Source organism: Clostridium sp. L2-50 (assembly GCF_000154245.1).
In the GTDB taxonomy this organism is placed as follows: domain Bacteria; phylum Bacillota; class Clostridia; order Lachnospirales; family Lachnospiraceae; genus Coprococcus.
In genome coordinates, this window is sequence record NZ_DS480312.1 from 264,883 (window position 1) to 285,866 (window position 20,984).

At 40.9% G+C, this 20,984-nt stretch carries 20 protein-coding genes and 1 tRNA gene; 3 read left to right on the forward strand and 18 right to left on the reverse strand.

The window, feature by feature from the left end; translation table 11 throughout:
- Positions 1-219 precede the first annotated feature (219 nt).
- The 15 genes from CLOL250_RS01385 to tig all read right to left on the reverse strand — a co-directional run bounded on the left by CLOL250_RS01385 (position 220) and on the right by tig (position 11,705).
- On the reverse strand, positions 220-612 hold the full coding sequence (locus CLOL250_RS01385; protein WP_008400168.1) for a hypothetical protein: 393 nt from the start codon (positions 610-612) through the stop codon (positions 220-222).
- A complete protein-coding gene (locus tag CLOL250_RS01390; protein ID WP_008400170.1) occupies positions 605-928 on the reverse strand; it encodes a hypothetical protein in 324 nt (107 codons plus the stop codon). Before CLOL250_RS01390 ends, CLOL250_RS01385 begins: the two co-directional genes overlap by 8 nt.
- Before the next feature lie 174 nt (positions 929-1,102).
- Positions 1,103-1,546 carry a GNAT family N-acetyltransferase gene (locus CLOL250_RS01395; protein ID WP_008400171.1) on the reverse strand — a complete coding sequence of 148 codons (444 nt, stop codon included), beginning with the start codon at positions 1,544-1,546 and terminating at the stop codon, positions 1,103-1,105.
- A gap of 26 nt (positions 1,547-1,572) precedes the next feature.
- Entirely contained in the window at positions 1,573-1,896 is a 324-nt protein-coding gene (locus CLOL250_RS01400; protein ID WP_008402180.1) for a hypothetical protein, read from the reverse strand.
- Between the two features lie 83 nt (positions 1,897-1,979).
- Positions 1,980-2,612 (reverse strand): ThuA domain-containing protein, encoded by a 633-nt coding sequence (locus CLOL250_RS01405; protein ID WP_008400174.1) that lies wholly within the window; start codon positions 2,610-2,612, stop codon positions 1,980-1,982.
- A 109-nt stretch (positions 2,613-2,721) separates the two neighbouring features.
- Positions 2,722-3,378, reverse strand: coding sequence for a hypothetical protein (locus CLOL250_RS01410; protein WP_004851532.1), 657 nt, complete (start codon positions 3,376-3,378; stop codon positions 2,722-2,724).
- Between the two features lie 169 nt (positions 3,379-3,547).
- Positions 3,548-4,663, reverse strand: a complete 1,116-nt coding sequence (locus CLOL250_RS01415; RefSeq protein ID WP_008400177.1) for a DUF6017 domain-containing protein — start codon at positions 4,661-4,663, stop codon at positions 3,548-3,550.
- The gene (locus CLOL250_RS01420) at positions 4,660-5,565 is read right to left on the reverse strand and encodes a ParB/RepB/Spo0J family partition protein (RefSeq protein ID WP_008400178.1); all 906 of its coding nucleotides are present in this window, start codon (positions 5,563-5,565) and stop codon (positions 4,660-4,662) included. Before CLOL250_RS01420 ends, CLOL250_RS01415 begins: the two co-directional genes overlap by 4 nt.
- The gene (locus CLOL250_RS01425) at positions 5,558-6,340 is read right to left on the reverse strand and encodes a ParA family protein (RefSeq protein ID WP_008400179.1); all 783 of its coding nucleotides are present in this window, start codon (positions 6,338-6,340) and stop codon (positions 5,558-5,560) included. The genes CLOL250_RS01420 and CLOL250_RS01425 overlap by 8 nt, the downstream gene beginning before the upstream one ends.
- Before the next feature lie 19 nt (positions 6,341-6,359).
- Positions 6,360-6,605, reverse strand: a complete 246-nt coding sequence (locus CLOL250_RS01430) for a hypothetical protein (RefSeq protein ID WP_008400180.1) — start codon at positions 6,603-6,605, stop codon at positions 6,360-6,362.
- A gap of 198 nt (positions 6,606-6,803) precedes the next feature.
- Complete coding sequence (lysS, locus tag CLOL250_RS01435) at positions 6,804-8,423, reverse strand: lysine--tRNA ligase (protein WP_008400182.1); 1,620 nt, start codon at positions 8,421-8,423, stop codon at positions 6,804-6,806.
- Positions 8,424-8,464: 41 nt separating this feature from the next.
- Positions 8,465-8,947 carry a transcription elongation factor GreA gene (gene greA / locus CLOL250_RS01440; protein ID WP_008400183.1) on the reverse strand — a complete coding sequence of 161 codons (483 nt, stop codon included), beginning with the start codon at positions 8,945-8,947 and terminating at the stop codon, positions 8,465-8,467.
- Positions 8,948-9,091: 144 nt separating this feature from the next.
- A tRNA-Leu gene (locus tag CLOL250_RS01445) sits at positions 9,092-9,175 on the reverse strand.
- 89 nt (positions 9,176-9,264) lie between these two features.
- Positions 9,265-10,419 (reverse strand): FKBP-type peptidyl-prolyl cis-trans isomerase, encoded by a 1,155-nt coding sequence (locus CLOL250_RS01450; RefSeq protein WP_008400185.1) that lies wholly within the window; start codon positions 10,417-10,419, stop codon positions 9,265-9,267.
- Between the two features lie 71 nt (positions 10,420-10,490).
- A complete protein-coding gene (gene tig / locus CLOL250_RS01455) occupies positions 10,491-11,705 on the reverse strand; it encodes a trigger factor (RefSeq protein WP_008400187.1) in 1,215 nt (404 codons plus the stop codon).
- Positions 11,706-12,205: 500 nt separating this feature from the next.
- On the opposite strand from tig, the gene nrdD reads away from it, so the two are divergent.
- From nrdD to dut, 3 genes are all read left to right on the forward strand, one after another.
- On the forward strand, positions 12,206-14,332 hold the full coding sequence (nrdD, locus tag CLOL250_RS01460) for an anaerobic ribonucleoside-triphosphate reductase (protein ID WP_008400188.1): 2,127 nt from the start codon (positions 12,206-12,208) through the stop codon (positions 14,330-14,332).
- A gap of 263 nt (positions 14,333-14,595) precedes the next feature.
- Positions 14,596-15,132 carry an anaerobic ribonucleoside-triphosphate reductase activating protein gene (gene nrdG / locus CLOL250_RS01465; protein ID WP_044944584.1) on the forward strand — a complete coding sequence of 179 codons (537 nt, stop codon included), beginning with the start codon at positions 14,596-14,598 and terminating at the stop codon, positions 15,130-15,132.
- Positions 15,132-15,578: a dUTP diphosphatase gene (gene dut, locus CLOL250_RS01470; RefSeq protein ID WP_008400192.1), complete on the forward strand. Its 447-nt coding sequence runs from the start codon at positions 15,132-15,134 to the stop codon at positions 15,576-15,578. The genes nrdG and dut overlap by 1 nt, the downstream gene beginning before the upstream one ends.
- A gap of 58 nt (positions 15,579-15,636) precedes the next feature.
- On the opposite strand, the gene CLOL250_RS01475 is transcribed toward dut, so the two are convergent.
- The 3 genes from CLOL250_RS01475 to pth form a co-directional block, all read right to left on the reverse strand.
- Positions 15,637-16,677, reverse strand: coding sequence for a peptidylprolyl isomerase (locus CLOL250_RS01475; protein ID WP_243104474.1), 1,041 nt, complete (start codon positions 16,675-16,677; stop codon positions 15,637-15,639).
- A gap of 88 nt (positions 16,678-16,765) precedes the next feature.
- On the reverse strand, positions 16,766-20,290 hold the full coding sequence (mfd, locus tag CLOL250_RS01480) for a transcription-repair coupling factor (protein WP_008400194.1): 3,525 nt from the start codon (positions 20,288-20,290) through the stop codon (positions 16,766-16,768).
- Positions 20,291-20,425: 135 nt separating this feature from the next.
- The gene (pth, locus tag CLOL250_RS01485) at positions 20,426-20,983 is read right to left on the reverse strand and encodes an aminoacyl-tRNA hydrolase (protein ID WP_008400195.1); all 558 of its coding nucleotides are present in this window, start codon (positions 20,981-20,983) and stop codon (positions 20,426-20,428) included.
- Position 20,984: the final 1 nt, after the last annotated feature.

The window sequence follows — 20,984 nt, forward strand, 5'->3', positions numbered from 1 at the left end:
CTTCTGAATTATTGATGCTCCGTTTACAATTTACTGATTTTCATTATATATCGGCATGATTACTTTAATTCTGAACCTTGGTTGGATGATTTGACGTTTACCATAAGTATAGGTAAATCTTTTTTACTAATAAAACAAGGTGGATCATCGAAATCCGACATGCTTTTTTCAAGCATCCTTCTCTGATCCACCTAGCATTTGTGTTTTATATAAAAAATATTAATACTTGAAATCTTCAAAGAAAAAGCGATATGCCACTTTTTTTGTACCATCAAAATTAATCAGTTCAATTTTTATATATTCGTCAGTACATTCAATATCATAATTTTTAGCTGACAGCTTCTCCCCTTGATTGCTAATTCTTGTTTTAAAGGAGATCATATGGACCTTATTAATGTGGTCAAAAATAGAGATTTCAACCTGAGTGTCACCATCAAATATTGTATCACCTATTTCTTCACCAACAATCACGTAATCTCCGGCATTAATACTCTCTCTAAACCATTCTTTTGTTGAATAATTAAAAAAATAATGAATTGCAGTATATGAGCCAGTAATCAATACCAAAACTATTAAAACAATAATAATACTTACATAAGCCTTTTTATTCACTTTTTCTCCTCTCTAATACAAATTCAGCAAATGCATCTCGTGCTGCCTTGGATTCTTGTATTTCTTTATGTCTTTGTCTTTTCGCCACCCCTTCCGGCACAATTTCATTATACACAAATAACAATGTTACAAAATCATATACGACTCTATATTTCAAATTCTTAGCTCTAGTCGATGAAGGAATATTTTTTATCCGTTTCACATATTCCGTTATCTCCGCATCTGGTTGTTGTGTAGCTGGTAATTCTTCAAACAACTTATTGATTAAACAATTACTATGCACCGAAGCATTTCTTATATCACGCACGCTACCCATTCAGCGTATATATCCCGTTTCGATTTTCTAAAGACCGCTTCATAATCCCCGCTCTGTATAATGTTCAAAACAGCATTCCAACCATAGGTTGTTTCTATGTACTCAATATAGGTATGTGCATATGTATACCCACGGCAATTTTAAAATGTCAACGGATTATTAGAACATGTTTCTTTATAGCTTTCTTTGCAAATATACCATATCCACCAATTGTATTCCATCTTCGTATATTGGATGATCGTAATTTTCTGTAAAAAAATGGGGAATGATACGCGAACGGACAAAACCACATTTTTCATAAAATGGTATTGTAAGTGGGCTATCTCCTGTTCCTACTTGCAGAATAGCATATTGTTCTCCGTATTTCTCAACAATAAAATCAATCAGGGCTTTTGCATATCCTTTCCCTTGATATTCCGGAGCAGTCGCAATATTTTTTATTTCAAGCACTCCATTTCCTTCATTGGTAACGACGCACTCGCATTTAATCCCATTATCATCTAACACATACATTCTGCCTTTATTAAGATAGCGATCTATCATATTTTCCTGCTCATCTGCCAATAAGAGCAACTCAAGATATTGTTTTTTACTTTCTGTGATTTCTATAATTTTCATCTTTTATCCTCATAAACGGGAAGTTATCAATCTGTTTCATCTTTTTTATATATTACGCCGTCCCATGCATAATATCCCGCGATATATTCATAATCAGGATATTCTTCTATCTCATATAATTTTCTCCCACTGTCAGATGTACAAATTACCACATTTGATATTTTATAATTTTCCAGTTTCGATGTTTGAGAATATCTTACTCCATTAAGATATATATAATCTCCTTTTTCAATTGCCTCATTTTTATAACTTTTATTGTGTGCAAAATAATATCGACCACAAATAAAAATAACAACAATTGTAAGTAAAATAATAATTAATGCTATTGATTTCTTTTTTTCTACCATCATTCTCATTAGCTTTCTCTTAACATTTCATAAAATTCCGATTTTCTCAATTCTCCAAACTGGAATTTGACGCTCTATTAATGCTATTAAACCCAATCAATAGCATTCTTTACAAGTTTGACAAATGGTTCACAGGTCAGATTTTGGGTAGTGTGTGCAGGAACGATACAGCAGATTTTTCCCTTGCCATAGGTGTGAATCCATACAGCAGGCTGAACGCCGTTCTTTGAAACGGTTTCTGCAAGAATCGTTGTATCAGCATTCGGAATCATTTTCATTACATAATGTTCGTCAAAATCAGGGAATGTGAATTTGCCAATGCCTTCAATAATCGGATGTTCTGCTATCGGTTTTACAGTAAGCGGACATTGTTCGGGATGAGTGATAAAGTTACTTCTTACAACATTTGTGAGGATTGCGTGATTTTCTGTGTAATCAGTAAGTGATGCGTGAAGCATAATCGTTCCCATACCATTCTGAATATCATTCAGAAATTTCTCCGTCCATTTTTCATCACACCAGATTGGAGTAGGAATCTGATCATTTTCAATAGGATCTTTGAAAGACAAAAACAAATCAAACTGCCCCTTGAAATAATCATTTGGATTCTTTGTGAATGTTACTTCATAATCTGCGTTAAACAGATAGTTCATCATAGGCTTGATGGAATCATCGTGATGCCAGTAATCGTGTACCAAAACAAATACTTTTTTACTCATAAGTTATACGTCCTTTCATCACCATTTTATGGCTACGTTTTTGTGAATTCTCGTTTTTTAGATGTGCGTTAAATTCAAATTTTCATGTGTTCGACAAACTGGAAGTTGTTTATCCAAAATGAAATGGAATAACCATATCAAGTAAAACTGCAAGAACTATACTAATCGTTCCCATTAGCGCAGAACTCCTCAATGTGTCTCTCCTCAAAACAATAAGTCCAATAATAAAGACTATCACTTCCAAAACAGATTTTGCATTAAAATACCAGCATCCATATACAAAGCACATATTGAACAATACTGCCAAAATCAGCGCTGATAGTATAAATGCCAGTTTGCTTTTCCCCTTTGCATACCAACAGACAAAAGCCAATAATGGAGAAACAGCTGTAAATCCAAACCAAATCATCGCATAACTTCTTGGGAAAAATCCTGCAATATAGTTTGAATACAAATAGTAGCTTGCAACCATACCAACAAAGAATACAAAAACATTGATGCTTGCTCTTATTGCAGAATTGCTATAAATAGAAATACACAGTGCAATCAATATCCAGATTGCAAAACGCCCAAGAAAATTACCAATATCTAAGACTCCATTTATTGCCATAAGCACACCTGGAAGTTCAGTTTGACGAAAATCCAGATATTTTGAGAAAGTTCCCAAAGCTATTCCGAGAAACAATATCGCTATGGTATTTATAAGTTTTCTATTATTGGATATTGGATTTTCTGCATTCCTTATATCATTCAAAAAATTTATCATAATTACCCTCACAAATTCCGATTTGTAAAACTGTTGCATTGATTATATCAAAGAATCATACTTGCAGCAATCCCCTTAAAACGAGAGGCAGGTGTGCCCTCCTGCCCCTCAAAAGGAAGGGAAGGTGAAAAATATATAGTCAACTGCTGTTTCCAGCAGCTATGAATCGTTACTTACCATAGAAGTCATGGTTTACTTCTGCTTTATAGTAATTACTACATGTTACCGGAGCATTATACAGTGTCGTGAGCATATAGCTTCGTATGTTGCGTACCTTTGTAGTATTGTTGCGAAGGCATTCCAGCACATACTCCATCGTATGAAAATCTATCTTCTCCAATCTGCTCCGAACAACATCATATGGGAAATCATATTTATTGATACGGATTACTGGCTGTTTAACCGCTATGGTCTCAACCATCAGCTCCACCAATTCGTTTATGTCCATCTTCTCTGTAGGATGGCACTGAAGCAATACGTCATAATCAATATTGTCTTTGATAAATGAGCGCACTTCATCCATCCTATCCATCGTATCAGTTTTCACGCCTGTGCCTGATGGAATGATAGGATAGGTAATCTCCTCCGTATTCTCTGTAGTATTCTCTGTATTTGTCTTACAAAACTTTGTATGAGGTGGTACATCGTTTTGTGGGAGGGTGTTACAAAATTTTGCAGGAGGGTCATACGAAGTTTTGTAGGGGGTGTTACAAAATTTTGTAGGAGGGTCATACAAAGTTTTGTATGAGGAGGTACAAAATTTTGTAACAGGCTTATTTGCTTGGTTTTCAGCCTGTTTTTGTATTTCTTCCCCTGTGTTTTCTACATCTTCGTCATCTCCTGGTATGTCCAGATATGTACATGTGTAAAGTCTATCAACGCATAGATCAATATACATGACATTATTTAAGACCATTCCGCTATTTGTTTCTATGTTACGGAATTCACGACGGATCACACCGATTTCCTCTAGTCTGTCAAACGCTGCCTTCACACTTCTCCGTGATTCTCCAAACTGCTCGGCAAAATCATTGTAGGTTTTCTGTAGCAAATCCTCTCGAAACTTTTTTCTGTAACCAATTGTCATGCCGCTATGCTCGTCCCGTACTTCCACAGGACGATACCAATACACGATTTCCGACAACACACAGATAGCGAGAAGGTATGGCTTGCCATTTTCACGCAAAATTGTTTTATACCAATTTACCGGTGTAACATTGCCACTAATGCTCATCTCTGCCAGCGCATCCACCGACGCATTACCGGTATTTACAATATTAGTCATGCCCTCTCACCTCTTTTCTTCCATTCATCTAAGAGGTTTATTATAACCTCTGTAATCTTTTCTTCCGTATATCCTTCATCAAAGTAGTCATCCAATCTGTCTGCCTTGAACGTTACCTTTCTCGGCTTTGCTAACACCTGTTCCGGAAGCATGATGTTCCTCACTTCTTCCTGTGTAAGCATATTTTCCCGGCAGGATGCCTTTAGTCTTGCCGACTGCTCTATATTAGGGAATATATTCCTGTCGAGTATTATATCGAGTACCCACTGCTGCTGCTTCTCGTTCAGATACGAAAGATCAACACCCTGAATAAAACCAATCTTTTTCCTGTCAACAAAGTCAAGCAGTTCATCAGAGAGCTTTGCAAGTCTGATATATCGCTGAATCTTCTTTGCGTTCTCGCCGGTTTCCTCACTCATGATATCAAGGCTACTACCCTTATCTCCCTTAATGCCCTGATGTTTCATGGCATAGTAACGCATACTATACGCCCTTGCCTTTTCGCTTGGAAAGATATCTTCTCTCTGAATGTTACTGTCCACCATGACAATGGTAGCTTCATCATCATTCAGATTGCGAATGAACATCGGCATGGTATCAAGACCGGCAAGTTCACAGGCAGCCTTTCTTGTGTGTCCGGCAATAATTTCATAACCACCCTGCGGTCGCATTCTCGCAATTCCTGGAACAAGCACGCCATACTGTCTGACACTCTCTACCATTTCCTCTAGCTTATCTTCATGGATCTGAAACGGATGATTTCTGAATGTATGCAGACTTGCTAAAGGTATTTCTCGGATTTCACCACCATTTGCATTTGCCTGTTCCAGATTTTCGTTTGTACCAAACAGATCGTCAAATGATTTCATCTTTATCTTGGAAGCACTATTGGATTTATTCATCTGCAAGCACCTCCTTTGCGAGCTTCTTATACGCCGCCGCAACTTTTCCTCTTGGGTCATGCTTGAATATACTCACACCCTCTGCGGAAGTCTCTGCCGCTCTCACAGAATGTGGGATAACCGCACCAAACACACGGACATTTTTGCCATAGATTTCTTCCACCATGGACTTGATTTCCTTTGCGTAATTGGTACGTCCAACCATCTTTGTGAAAACGATTCCCTCTATCCCAAGATTCGGATTCAGATATTTCTTTGTCCTGCCAAGGGTAGTGATAAGCTGTTGCAACCCCTTTACGGAAAGGTACGCTGCTTCTATCGGTATGATGACCGAATCAGCCGCAGTCAGGGCATTCATTGTCACCATGCCAAGGCTGGAATTGCAGTCAATCAGGATATAGTCATACAAGTTTCTCACACTTGTTATGTACTCTTTCAATATGTACTCTCTCCGCATGGTATTTACCAATGTGACTTCCAGTCCGGAAAGTTCGATATTGCATGGAAGAAAAGATACTCCCTCCTCATGTACAATAACCCCTTCCCGCTTTCCATAATCTTCATCATTGATCACTTTACCCATGATCGTCGAGAGAGTAACATCAAGCTCATCAGGCTCTGCTACGCCAAGGCTTGATGAAAGGGATCCCTGACTATCCGCATCTATAAGTAGTACCTTCTTGCCTTCTCTTACCAAACCTATACCTAAGTTCACTGTTGTCGTAGTCTTTGCTACGCCACCTTTTTGATTCACGATTGCTATTACTTTACACATACCGTTGTACCTCCATTCCCTATCGAATCACCATGCCACTTCCTACATAGTGGCATTGTTCATTCAACTGTTTTGCATTGATGGATTTCTTATCAGAATCCGTTTTCTTTCTCGACACTTCTGCATATACACGCTTGTATTTATCTGTCCCCACATTGTCAAAAAATGTCGAGACATTATTCAATTCAAATCTTTTATCTCTCTGAAGCAGACGGACAAACCAGCGTATATCATTCTTTGTTCCCTGAAGTCTAATCTTTAACATCTGATCACTCCTCTTAGTTTTATCTCATGACACAAAAAGGACACCTTCCAATAATTTCTTAATGGAAAGTGTCCTTAAAATTTTGCAAATATTTAATTTCTATGCACTAAGCGGAATATTATTGTATTTTGTTTTTGAATTTTGTCGTACTAAGTGTCGTACCATCTCCTGTAATATCTCTGCAAACCCGCATAAATCCTAGTTCTCGCTATTCAACGACTTCATAGTCGGGAAGAGGAGCACATCACGGATTGCCTGTGAATCAGTCAACAGCATAACCAGACGGTCGATACCATAACCGATACCACCTGTAGGAGGCATACCGATCTCTAATGCATTTAAGAAATCCTCGTCTGTGTGCTCTGCTTCATCATCACCGGCTGCTGCATTTGCATCCTGTGCTGCAAAACGCTCACGCTGATCAATCGGATCGTTCAGCTCGGAGTATGCATTACACATCTCCCATGTGTTAATGAACAACTCGAAACGCTCAACCTTGCTTGGATCAGAAGGCTTCTTCTTGGTCAAAGGTGAGATCTCGATCGGATGATCCATGATAAATGTAGGCTGGATCAGCTTTTCTTCGCAGAACTCCTCAAAGAACAGGTTAATGATATCACCCTTCTTATGACGTTCTTCATATGCAATATTGTGTTCATCAGCCAGCTTCTTAGCTGCTGCATCATCTTCTACCTGATCGAAGTCGATTCCGGTATATTTCTTGATCGCATCATTCATGGTCAGACGCTCAAACGGCTTACCGAAGTCAATCTCGATTCCATTATAGGAAATCTTTGTGCTTCCACAAACCTTCTCAGCAAGATAACGGAACATGGACTCTGTCAGTTCCATCATACCTTCATAGTCTGTGTATGCCTGATATAATTCCATCAACGTAAATTCCGGATTGTGCCTTGTATCAACACCCTCGTTACGGAATACTCGTCCGATCTCGTAAACTCTTTCCAGTCCACCTACGATCAGACGCTTCAGATATAATTCCAGAGAGATACGAAGCTTTACGTCCTCATTTAATGCATTGTAATGTGTCTCAAATGGTCTTGCTGCCGCACCACCTGCATTTGCAACAAGCATAGGAGTCTCAACCTCCATGAAATCACGGTCTGCAAGGAAGTTACGGATCTCCTTTAAGATCTGTGAACGCTTAATAAATACAGCCTTGCTCTCCTGATTCATGATAAGGTCTACATATCTCTGACGATATCTGACATCTGTATCTGTTAAGCCATGGAACTTCTCCGGGAGAATCTGTAATGACTTACTTAAAAGTGTCATTTCTTCTGCATGGATAGAAAGCTCTCCTGTCTTTGTACGGAATGCCCAGCCCTTTACACCATAGATATCACCGATATCGGATTTCTTGAAATCTGCATAAGCTTCTTCACCGATCTGATCTCTTGCAACATACACCTGAATGTTACCCTTCAGATCCTGAATATTACAGAAGGATGCCTTACCCATAACACGCTTGAACATCATACGTCCTGCAATGCTTACATGGATCGGTGATGCATCCATGATTGCTCTTCTCTCGTTATAATCGTTGTTCAGCACTTCCTTCTTCTGTGCATCATCCAGTCCCTCTACGTCCGGCTCCTGTCTGCCTGCAAGAAGCTCTGCCTCATGCGCTGTATATGCTTCTTTTACATCTGTGCTGTGATAAGTCACATCATACTTTGTAATCTCAAATGGATCTTTGCCTGCCGCCTGTAAATCTGCCAGCTTCTCACGACGAACCTGTAACAGCTTATTTACATCCTGTGGCTTAGCCTGATTATTCTGCTTATTCTCTGCCATCTTTGTTTAATCTCTTTCTACTATATTGATTATTCTGTTTATTAGATTGCTCTCTTGATATCTAATATTCTGTATTTGAATTCTCCGTCCGGTGCTTCTACTATTACTTCTTCACCAACGCGCGCACCCTTTAATGCCATACCAACCGGTGATTCATCAGAAATCTTATTCTTCATGATATCTGCTTCTGTTGAACCAACGATGTGGAATACAACTTCCTCGTCAAATTCATAATCATATACTGTTACGGTACGGCCGATACCGACAACCTCTGTATCAACCTCATCTTCGTCAACGACCTCTACATTTTTCAGGATAGCCTCTAACTGCTCGATTCTTGCTTCGATATCACGCTGCTCGTCCTTTGCCGCATCATACTCAGCATTCTCAGATAAGTCTCCCTGCTCTCTTGCTTCCTTGATCTTGGCAGCAATCTCTCTACGTTTATTTACTTTCAGATCCTGAAGTTCTTCTTCAATTTTTTTAAGTCCTGTATAGGTAACTACCTGTTTCTTTTCAGCCATCGCCGACTACCTCCTAAACAATATCTGTGTTTTCCGTTAAGTTCTCACAAGTATCCTACATTATATTCCAGTTTCCCTGTAATGTCAAACCTGTATACAGAAAAAAAGAAGCCTTAAAGCTAAGACTTCTTTTTCTTCTATCAATGCAGTTGATGGGACTTGAACCCACACCCACGTAAGTGGACATGAACCTGAATCATGCGCGTATGCCAATTCCGCCACAACTGCATGAAAACGTGCTTTATCTCACGCACTCGTTTAATATAGCACGTCATCTGCTTCTTGTCAAAACAAATTTTGTAAAAACGTTAATTTTTTTATTCTGCCTCTGAAGCTGTCTCTGTTGTTGACTCTGTGCTCTCTGCTTCAGTGGAACCATCTTCCGATGCATCTTCTGAACTTGCTTCTGTTGAATCTACCTGAACAGCTGTACCCATCAGATAATCAAGAACTTTTTCCTCTGTTGCATAGAATTTCAGATCGCTCGCTGAATATTTGGAGTTGATCGTATCCTCGTCTACTTCATTATCATCCATCAGCTTCTGCTTATATGCATCAGTCTCTTTATCATTTGCGACCAGATCTTTTTCTAACGCGATCGAGCTGACAACGATCTTCTCCTGCATTACAGATTCAACTGTGCTCTGAAGATAGGAAACAAATGAGGCCTCGTCTGTGTATCCATAAAAATACTGTAGGAATGTCTGTACACCGATTCCATACTGAGAAGCACTGGATTCGATATTATCCATAACACTCTTTACATATGCATCAATCTCGCCTTCCGGATATTTGGTAAACGTTGTTTTCTCTTTAATTGCTTTTAACACATTAGCTCGGTCAGTACTGTCTGCCGATTTATCTGTATCCTTCTGAAGCTCATCCGTCAGATACTTGGTATAATCCTCTGTCGTTGTATATTTACCATCCGTAGCCGACTTCACAAGGTCATCTGTATATTCCGGTGTTGTCGTTATCTTGATATAATTGATCGTTACATCAAATTTTGCTTCCATACCGGCAACCGTTGTATCTGAATAATCGTCCGGATATGTGATTGTGAATGTCTTCTGTACACCGGGCTTTAATCCGATCATCTGCTCATCAAGTCCGGGTGCTAACGCATCCTTACCCATAACAATACTGGTTCCGGCTTCGTCATCGTTCTTTGCCTTTTCCTCGCCGTTGATGGTTTCAACGTAGTTGATATTAACATCGTCACCATCCTTGATCACGCTGTCATAATCCTTTGTTTCTACATTATTATCTGTACAGAATGAATTAATCTTCTCGTCAATCTGATCCTGTGTTACTTCTCTGGACGTTGGTACATACTCGATACCATCATAATCCTTTACTTCCGCACATTTTGCATACTGTCTGAATTCACTCTTTGTGCTTCCGCATCCGCTAAGCACCCCCATGCCGACAACCGCAGTCAGACACAGAGCCATTACCTTCTTCATTTTCATAATATAATCTTTCTCCTCAGAACTTCATCTTATTAATTCTTTATTTACCGAACTCTGTTTCGACATCTGCTCTAGTTTGCTTCTGTTATTGCTTCTGTTGTAGTTTCTTCTTCGGAACTCGTTGCTTCTGTCGCTGCTTCTGTCGTTGTCTCCGTCTTCTTACCATTATCAAGAAGGAAAGTCATAACCTTGTCAGCCAGTGTATAATACATCAGATCCTGAGATGAATACTGTTCCTTTACAGAATCCTCTGTTGCGTCATTCTCCTCCGCGAGTTTCTTGATATAGGCTGTTTCATCATCCGAATCAATTGTAATATTTTCTGCCTTTGCAACCGCGCATACTACCTTTTTTTCTTTTACGGATTCCTGACAGATCTGATTCACATATTCTTTGAATGAATCTTCATCCTCATAACCGTAATAATATTGGATAAATGTTGCATAATCAATGCCATAATTACTTGCCTGTGATTTCAACTGTGTAATGATCTCATCTGCCAGACTACTTACCTCTTCTGCCGGAATATCCTCAATTGTTGCCTTATTGATAACATTTGTCATAACAACATTCTGTGCCGATGTAAGTGCAGTTGCTTCATTACTTGCTTTCAGCTCACTTCTGATGGATTCCTCATACTCGGCTGTTGTCTTATAAGAAGTATTCGCAGCTACCAGCGCATCATTATACTCTGCTTCCACAGGAATCTTGATATAGTTCAATGTAGTCTTGAATACAGCAGCTTTGCCATCCATATCATTGCCATATCCGTCCGGGAAGGTTACATTTACATCAAATGTATCTCCTGCCTTATGTCCCACGATCTGATCTTCAAATGTGTCGATGAGGGATTTTGATCCAAGTGTTACATCATATCCTGAACCGTTCGTATTACCACCATCAAATTCTACACCATCTACAGTACCTACAAAATCAATATTTACTGTATCTCCTGATTTTGCCGCACTTGTTTTATCCTCATTATATGTCGCACAGGATTCAACAAAATCATCTACCTTCTTCTGTACATCATCCTCAGTTACTTCTGCAGGAGCATACTCATATTCAATACCCTTATACTCCCCCAGAGTTACTCCCTCCGCATACTTGGCAATATATTCATCAATTGTCAGATCAGCTTCTGTACTGTCCTCTGTTGCATCCGTCTGTGTCGCTTTATTCAAATTACCGGTCACATCTTTACCCTTATCTCCACAACCTGCAACCATGGATACTGTCATTGCCATTGCAAGAGCAACCGCAAATCCCTTTTTTAATTTTCTCATTGTACTTACCTCTATATTATTATAAAATTAGGTATCACCTATCATAGCTTTATATCACACTTTCTATTAAAAATAAAGCTATTTTACGCAATTCATAGAAATGTCACAAACTATATAACATTATCGTTATATCTTCAATTGTTTGCAATACTTCGACAGTATCCGGTCCTCCGAATACAATTTCCGACAATTTCACATATTATCAAGCACCGCTCGAACGTTAAATCACATTTTCCCATGCAACACAATATCTAGTATTGTTTCTTTATTTTTTTCTCAATATTTTGTACCATTTGATATAGACAAACCAGAATGGTGATGCTATAATGTGTAACTGTCGGGGACATAGAGTTACAAAATATTCAAAACGATTTTTTAGTCTCACAGATTTTAAATCGTTCATTTTTTTGTCTTTTTTTCGCGCACGACGCAATATGTTGTGGGGCGAGCAAATATTGCACTCAATATCTAGATAACCATTTTAGGAGGAGAATAGAAAAATGCAGGTAATCAAAAGAGACGGAAGAGCCGTATCCTATGATCGCAGCAAGATTATCGTTGCCATTCAGAAGGCAAATGCCGAAGTTGAAGACTGCGAAAAAATTTCTGAAGAAAAAATCGAAGAGATCATAGACGGCATCGAAGCAAAAAACAGAAAACGAATGCTGGTTGAAGATATTCAGGATATCATTGAACAAAAGCTCATGGCAGAGGGGAAGTTTGTTCTTGCCAAGACTTACATTATATATAGATACAGCCGTGAACTGATTCGTAAGGCAAACACAACTGATGATTCGATCCTCAGTCTGATCAAGAACAGAAACAAAGATGTTATGGAAGAAAATTCGAATAAAAACGCAACAGTTGCATCTACCCAGCGTGATCTGATCGCAGGCGAGGTTTCAAAAGATCTTACAAAGAGGCTCCTGCTTCCGGAAAAGATCTCAAAAGCCCATGAAGAAGGTGCGATTCATTTTCATGATGCAGATTATTTCTTACAGCCTATCTTCAACTGCTGTCTGATCAACATTGGAGATATGCTCGACAACGGCACTGTCATGAACGGCAAATTGATCGAGAGCCCTAAGAGCTTTCAGGTTGCATGTACGATTGTTACACAGATCATTGCAGCCGTTGCCTCCAGCCAGTATGGTGGTCAGTCCGTTGATATCCGTCACCTTGGAAAATATCTGCGCAAGAGCTATAACAAATATAAAGCATTATATCAGGAAGAATTTGGAGACAGATTGGATGCTGATACATTAGAGGAACTGGTAAAAGAAAGGCTGAACGATGAACTTCGTTCCGGTGTTCAGACAATCCAGTACCAGATCAACACCTTAATGACTACAAATGGGCAGTCTCCATTTGTAACCTTATTCCTGAATCTTGATCCAAATGATGAATATATCGAAGAAAATGCCATGATCATAGAAGAAATCCTCCGTCAGCGTTTAGAGGGTATCAAGAACGAAGTTGGTGTCTATGTGACACCGGCATTTCCAAAGCTGATCTACGTTCTGGATGAACACAACTGCTTAAAGGGTGGCAAATATGATTATATCACTCGTCTTGCCATTAAGTGTTCTGCAAAAAGAATGTATCCTGATTACATCTCCGCCAAAAAGATGCGTGAGAACTATGAAGGAAATGTATTCTCATGTATGGGTTGTCGTTCTTTCCTTTCTCCTTGGAAGGATGAAAATGGCAACTACAAATGGGAAGGTCGTTTCAATCAGGGAGTTGTCAGCCTGAATCTTCCACAGATCGGAATTCTGGCAAAAGGTGATGAGGATAAATTCTGGTCACTCTTAGACGAAAGACTCCAGTTATGTTATGACGCTTTGATGTGCCGTCACAGAGCTCTGGAGGGTATCACATCCGATGTCAGTCCTATCCACTGGCAATATGGTGCAATTGCACGACTAAAGAAGGGTGAGGTTATCGATCCATTGCTTCACAACGGCTACTCTACTCTGTCGCTTGGATACATCGGATTGTATGAAACTTCTATCCTGATGAAGGGTGTCAGCCATACAGATCCTGTCGGTGAAGAATTTGCTTTAAAGGTTATGAATAGAATGCGTGCAGCCTGTGATAAATGGAAGGCTGATACCGGACTTGGTTTCGGATTATACGGAACACCTGCCGAAAGCTTATGTTACAGATTTGCCCGTATTGATAAAGAGCGTTTCGGTACGATCAAGGATGTTACAGATAAGGGCTACTACACGAACTCTTACCATGTTGATGTACGTGAGAAGATCGATGCATTCAGCAAGTTCAGATTTGAGAGTCAGTTCCAGACGATCTCATCCGGTGGTGCAATCTCCTATGTCGAGATACCAAATATGCGCAACAATCTGGATGCACTTGCAGAAGTGGTTCGTTACATTTATGAGAACATCCAGTATGCTGAATTCAATACAAAGTCTGACTATTGCCATGTATGTGGCTATGATGGTGAGATTATCATTAATTCAGACGGCGAATGGGAATGTCCTCAGTGTGGTAACAAAGACCATGCAAAAATGAACGTTACAAGAAGAACCTGTGGTTATCTCGGTGAGAACTTCTGGAACGTCGGCAAAACAAAAGAAATGGCTTCCAGAGTATTACACCTGTAGAATTCAGGTCTGATGCATGTGGTTCAGCCATACCACAGATAAAGACATATACCACATACGATCAGAATATACCGGAATTTTTATAAAAACACTTGCTATATTGAAAAAATTGGTTTATATTAAAGCTATGCATAAAGTATTTACTTGTATGAACAGTTTACATCCGATTTTTAACTAAGTGCATTAATAATTTCAATTTGTATGGTCTGCATGTCGTAGAGGGCAATGCGGGCCATACTTTTTGTATGGGAGAAATAATAATTATGAATTATATGGATATCAAACGGTGTGATATTGCAAACGGAACCGGAGTTCGAACCTCTCTGTTCGTATCCGGCTGCACACACCACTGTAAAGGTTGTTTTAATCAGGATACCTGGGATTTCAACGCAGGTAAGCCTTTTACGCAAAAAGAGATCGATACGATCATTGAACTCTGTAAGCCGGATCATATTGTAGGTCTTACTTTGCTGGGTGGCGAGCCATTGGAATTCGTCAACCAGCAGGGTCTGCTTCCACTTCTGGAACAGTTCAAATCTACTTACCCGGATAAAACGATCTGGTGCTATACCGGCTACGATTTTGAAAAAGACGTTCTGGACAAGATGTATTATCAGTGGGATTTCACTCACAAATTCCTGTCCTATCTGGATGTTTTAGTCGATGGCGAATTTGTTGAAGAGAAAAAAGTTCTGGATCTGCGATTCAGGGGTTCCACAAATCAGAGAATATTAGATGTTCCAAAATCACTGACTGCCAAGAAAGCAGTCTTATGGGACGAGAAAGGAAGGTACTTCTAATGGCCACATTTGATATTAACATTAAGAAACTGAATGAAAATGCGACGATTCCTTCTTATGGTTCTGAATTTGCTGCCGGAGCAGATCTGTATGCCTGCATGGATGAGCCTGTAACGATTGCTGCCGGAGAAACCCAGTTCATCCACACCGGACTGGCTATCGAGATTCCGGCCGGCTATGCCGGACTGGTCTATGCAAGAAGCGGTCTTGCTTGCAAACGTGGTCTTGCACCTGCCAATAAAGTAGGCGTTATCGACGCTGATTACCGTGGAGAGATCATGGTAGCACTCCACAATCACTCTAATGTTGATCAGACAATCGAAAGTGGCGAACGTATTGCTCAGCTTGTTATCACTCCATACATTACCGGCTGTTTCCATACTGTAGATGAATTATCCGATACCGTACGCGGTGAAGGGGGATTTGGCTCAACAGGAAGAAAATAAACAAACGAAAAAATGTCCATGGTACGAAATGTACCATGGACATTTTTATTCTATCCCATTAACTAAACGTGATCATACTATACACATCGGTATTTACGCTCTTGGAATAAGTGTAATCTTTATCAATCTTTGATACCCAGTTCGTTAAAAGATTATTAAAATAGGCATCATTTGCCTCTTTTGTCAACTCCGCTTTATTCGTAGCGGTTGCTTTCTCATCTGTCAGATATGTCATCTGAAAGATATGATAGCCATTCTCAGTCTCGATAACCGGGGAGATATCTCCATCCTGCATATCATATAAAGTATCCAGCACCTCTTGTCCATAGCTTTCCAGGATCTGATCCTTACTCATCGTATGGCTTCCGGCATATCGCAGGTTGTTTGTGTGGCCAAGGAAAGTAATATTCAGGTTCGGATTGTCCGATAACTGCTGTTTGATCGAAGTATAAGCCTCGTCCGCTTTTTGTTTCTGTTCTGCAATCTTATCCTTACTGTACACTACGATATTTCCAAAATCATCCTCATAATAACATTCAAAGAACATATCGTAAAATGTCGTCATTCTTGCCTGCTCATCGGATACCTCGGCAGAGGAATCGCTCATGACATGATCGTAAATCTTCTTCGCCAGTGCATTCTCCTGAAGAACACGGGATGGTGTATCTGCCTCCATGCCGGTTTCCTTCAACTGCTCATCGGTCAGACTGTTATAAAAATCTTCCGCTTCCTGTTCTGCCTGTGCCTGTTCTTCCTCCGTCAGGCTGATCTTGTATTCATCTGCCTGTGCGATCAATGCCTTAGTCTGGACAATGTTGGAGATTACTTCACGCCTTGCCATTTCCTCGACATCCATCTCAATACCGCCATCCGTTTCGATCGTTTTGCCCCAGATGTCGCTGCCGTATTCTTTCTCGTACTCATCAATGGTTGTCTGTGCATAGATATACACCTCGTCCAAATAAATGTTGTCATTTCCGAATTTGAATACAATATATTTTCCTGTATTATCCTGACTCTCTTCTCCGCACGCTGCAAGTGTAAGTAACATCACACATGCGCAGATCAAAGAAATAGCCTTTAGAATTCTACGTTTCATCCACCAAACCTCCTGTTCTTCCAACTCACCGATTTCGGTGTCTGCATCGCCCTGCAAACATTACAGATTTCGGTATGCTGATCATCCTTTATTCTTCTGCAAGCTCCGCGATATCGGCTACAACCGCTCTCGCCTGCTTCCAGATCTCTTTCTCTGTGATCGTCTTCATCTTAAGCACAAAAGACGGACTGTTGCCGATCACAAATTTCATGCTTCCTCTATATTTATCTAATAACGAATCAATCTTTGCTGTGTCGATCTTCGCCTGTTTAAACATCGAAAACCGTAGTTCCGCCCCCGCCAGCATAATGCTGGTTATATAGGCACGATTTGCCTTTGCCTTTAATAAAGATACATCAAGCAGGTTCAGAACCTCTGTCGGCATCTCTCCGAATCTGTCATTTAATTCGTCAATAATATCGTCATAGTCATCATCCGATGCGATATGTGATATCCGCTTGTACAGATCCAGCTTGATAAATTCATTCTTGACATATTCAGCCGGTATATAAGCATCCACCGGAAGCTGTACGGTTGTCTCGAACCGTTCTTCAACCTTCTCGCCCATCTCCTGACGGATCGCATCATTTAACATCTTGCAGTACAGATCATAACCAACTGCTTCCATATGACCGGACTGATCCTCGCCTAAGATATTTCCCGCGCCACGGATCTCCAGATCCTTCATGGACACCTTGATTCCGGAACCAAGATCGGTAAATTCCCGAATTGCTTTCAGTCTCTTTTCCGCAGTTTCTTTAATAAGTTTATCCCGACGGTACATCAGAAATGCATATGCATTCCGATCTGAACGACCGACACGGCCGCGGAGCTGATACAACTGGGATAAGCCAAATGTATCTGCATCATGAATGATCATGGTATTTGCATTCGGAATATCCAAGCCTGTCTCGATGATCGTCGTAGTAACCAGCACATCAATCTCATGATTGATAAACCGGTACATGATGTCCTCCAGCTGTCGTTCATGCATCTGGCCATGCGCATACTCAACGACTGCATCCGGTACAAGGGATGCGATCTCCGATGTGACCATCTCTATATTATTTACCCGGTTATATACATAATATACCTGACCATCCCGCGCCAGCTCACGCTTGATCGCTTCTTTGACAAGTTCGGGATCAAGCTCCATGACATAGGTCTGGATCGCCCGTCTGTCAACCGGTGCTTCTTCCAGAACACTCATATCCCGGATACCGATCAGGCTCATATGAAGTGTACGAGGAATAGGAGTCGCTGTCAAGGTCAGAACGTCTACATTTGTCTTCATCTGCTTGATCTTTTCCTTATGTGTTACACCAAACCGCTGCTCCTCGTCTATGATCAGCAGACCAAGCTGCTTAAATGCCACATCCTTGGACAACAGCCGATGTGTTCCGATCACGATATCCACCTTTCCGGCCTTCAAATCGGCGATCGTCTCCCGTACCTCCTTCGGTGTACAGAAACGGCATAACAGCCGGATCTCGACCGGGAATTCCTTCATACGTTCTTTGAATGTATTATAATGCTGCTGTGCAAGGATCGTAGTAGGCACAAGATATGCAACCTGTCTGCCATCGTATACCGCCTTAAATGCCGCACGGATCGCAACCTCTGTCTTACCAAAGCCCACATCACCACAGATCAGACGATCCATGATCTTGCTGCTCTCCATGTCTGCCTTTGTCTCTGCGATTGCTTTCTTCTGGTCATCCGTTTCCTCGTACGGGAACATTTCCTCAAATTCCTGCTGCCAGATCGTATCCTTCGAATAGCAAAAGCCCTGTGATGCCTGTCGTTTCGCATACAGGTTCACCAGTTCCTTTGCGATCGTTGCAACATGACCTTTTACCCGGCTTCTGGTCTTCTCCCAGTCCTTGCTGCCGAGCTTGTTGATCTTCGGCCGTCTGCCCTCTTTATCACTGTATTTCTGGATACAGTCTACCTCAGAGGCCAGCACATAGAGCTTTCCGCCCTCTGCATAATTGATCGTTACATAATCTTTTAAGACACCGTCCACTTCGACCTTCTCGATACCGCCATAGATACCAACACCATAGCGTTCATGAATCACACAGTCACCCACGCTGATATCAGAGAAATCCTTGATCACTTCACCGGAATACCGCGGCTTCTGGTTCTTCTTTTTCTTCATACTGCTCCGTGCAGTAAAGACGTCGCCTTCATTTATCACAACCAGCTTCAGCTCCGGGAACTCAAATCCTGCCCGAAGTCTTCCTGTCGTAACCATTACCTCTTTCTCAGAAAGAACACGGTCGGTATCCTCTGAATAGAAGCACGCCACATCATGGCTGGTCAGATTCTCAACCATGCGTTTTGCTCTGGTCGTCGATGGTGAGATAAATATGATACGGTAATTCTTCTCTCGCCATTTTCCGATATCCGCAATCAACGCTTCAAAATTATTTCTGTAAGAATTAACTACACGGCTGTCATATGTTACATCATGCCGGATCGTAAAATACCGATCCTCATGATACAGAATAGAAAATGCGAGCGTCTGAAACGCCTGCATCTTCTGCACGATTGCCGGATAAGTAAATAAAATATTCATCATACCCGGAAGGATATAGCCACCCTCCAGACGGCTCTCCATGCTCTCAAGGAAGGTCGCCATATAGTTATCCGCATAATCTGATATCCGCGAAGTCTCATCCAATAAAATAACTGTATTCTTTGTGCGGAAGCAGTCTAAAAGTGATACTGTCTTACTGTAGAAATACTCTACATAGCTGTCGACTCCAGCCATTCCATGGAACTCAGTCAACTGCTCTTTGATCTCCCCGATCTGCTTCTTCAGACGGGCAGCTTCCTCTGTCTTGAACTCTTTCCGCAGCTTCTCATAATATGGCTTGAACTCCTGCTCAAGCTTACGGATACCCTGCGCCGTCCTGCGATCAGACAACACCATCTCGCTTGCCGGATAGATCTGGATCTCCTGCACCTGTTCGATCGACCGCTGGCTTTCCACATCAAAGCTTCGGATGGTATCGACCTCCGTATCCCACATATCGATACGATATGGACATTCCTCTGTCAGAGGGAAAATATCAATGATACCACCACGCACAGCAAACTGTCCGACACCATCTACACTGTCTGCCTTTTCATACCCCAGTTCCACCAGACACTTCTTAAGCGCCTCGACGTCCAGTTCTTCTGCCTCACGGATCGTCACCACATTTTTCTTAATATAGGACAGATCCGGCATCCTATCAAATAACGCATCTACCGTCAGAATGATCGTACAGGCTTCTCCCTCGATCAGTCGTCTGAAAATATCCATCCGCCGTCTGGTGATAGAATTTCCATGGATATCTGAGCTGTAAAATAAAATATCCTTCGACGGATACATATACACCGCTTTATCATAGAAACGGAAGTCCTCATATAACTGTTCCATTCTCTGTTCGCTGTAGGTTACGACCAGCCTTACATGTGCATCGGATGAAAATGCATGCATCAGATACACCCGGTCTGTTCCGTCATTTCCGGATATATTGACGATGCCATCCTGCTCTTTTAACCAGTCCTTTATCTGTATATAATTTTCGGTATGTTTTACAGGCTCATTGATTGCCTTCATATCGACGCCAAATGCCAGGCTGATACAGCCTGGCTCCCTTTCTTTTTTATTTTCTGATTATTTATACCTGTCTGATCGTATCCACAGCTTTACCCTGTATACGACCTGTTCCGATCAACACATTTTATCTTTCAGTTAATTATATTTATTCATTGCTGCTGCCGCGCTGTCTTTTAATATCAATGCGATCGCATCACCGGCATTATCACAGCCTGCCTTGATCTCCGGAAGTTCATCTTTTCCAAATCTGGATAATACATAATCTGCAAGATCCATACGATCCGGTTTCTTTCCGATTCCGACACGGACCCGGACAAATTCCTGTGTTCCCAGATGTGAAATAATATTCTTCATTCCATTATGTCCGCCGGCACTTCCCTTTTCACGAATCCGAAGCTTGCCGACTGCCAGATCGATATCATCATAAGCAACGATCACATCGGATGGATCGCATTTGTAATAATCGACCAGCTCCCGGACACTTTCTCCACTCAGATTCATAAATGTCTGTGGCATTGCAAGGATCACTTTCTCTCCTTCTATCATGCCCCTGCCATAGATCGCTTTATGCTTCTTTTCACTCAATTCTATATTATATTTATCTGCAAGTCCTACAATTACGGAAAATCCTACATTATGTCTGGTTCCCGCATATTTGGTTCCCGGATTTCCAAGTCCTACTATCAGTTTCATC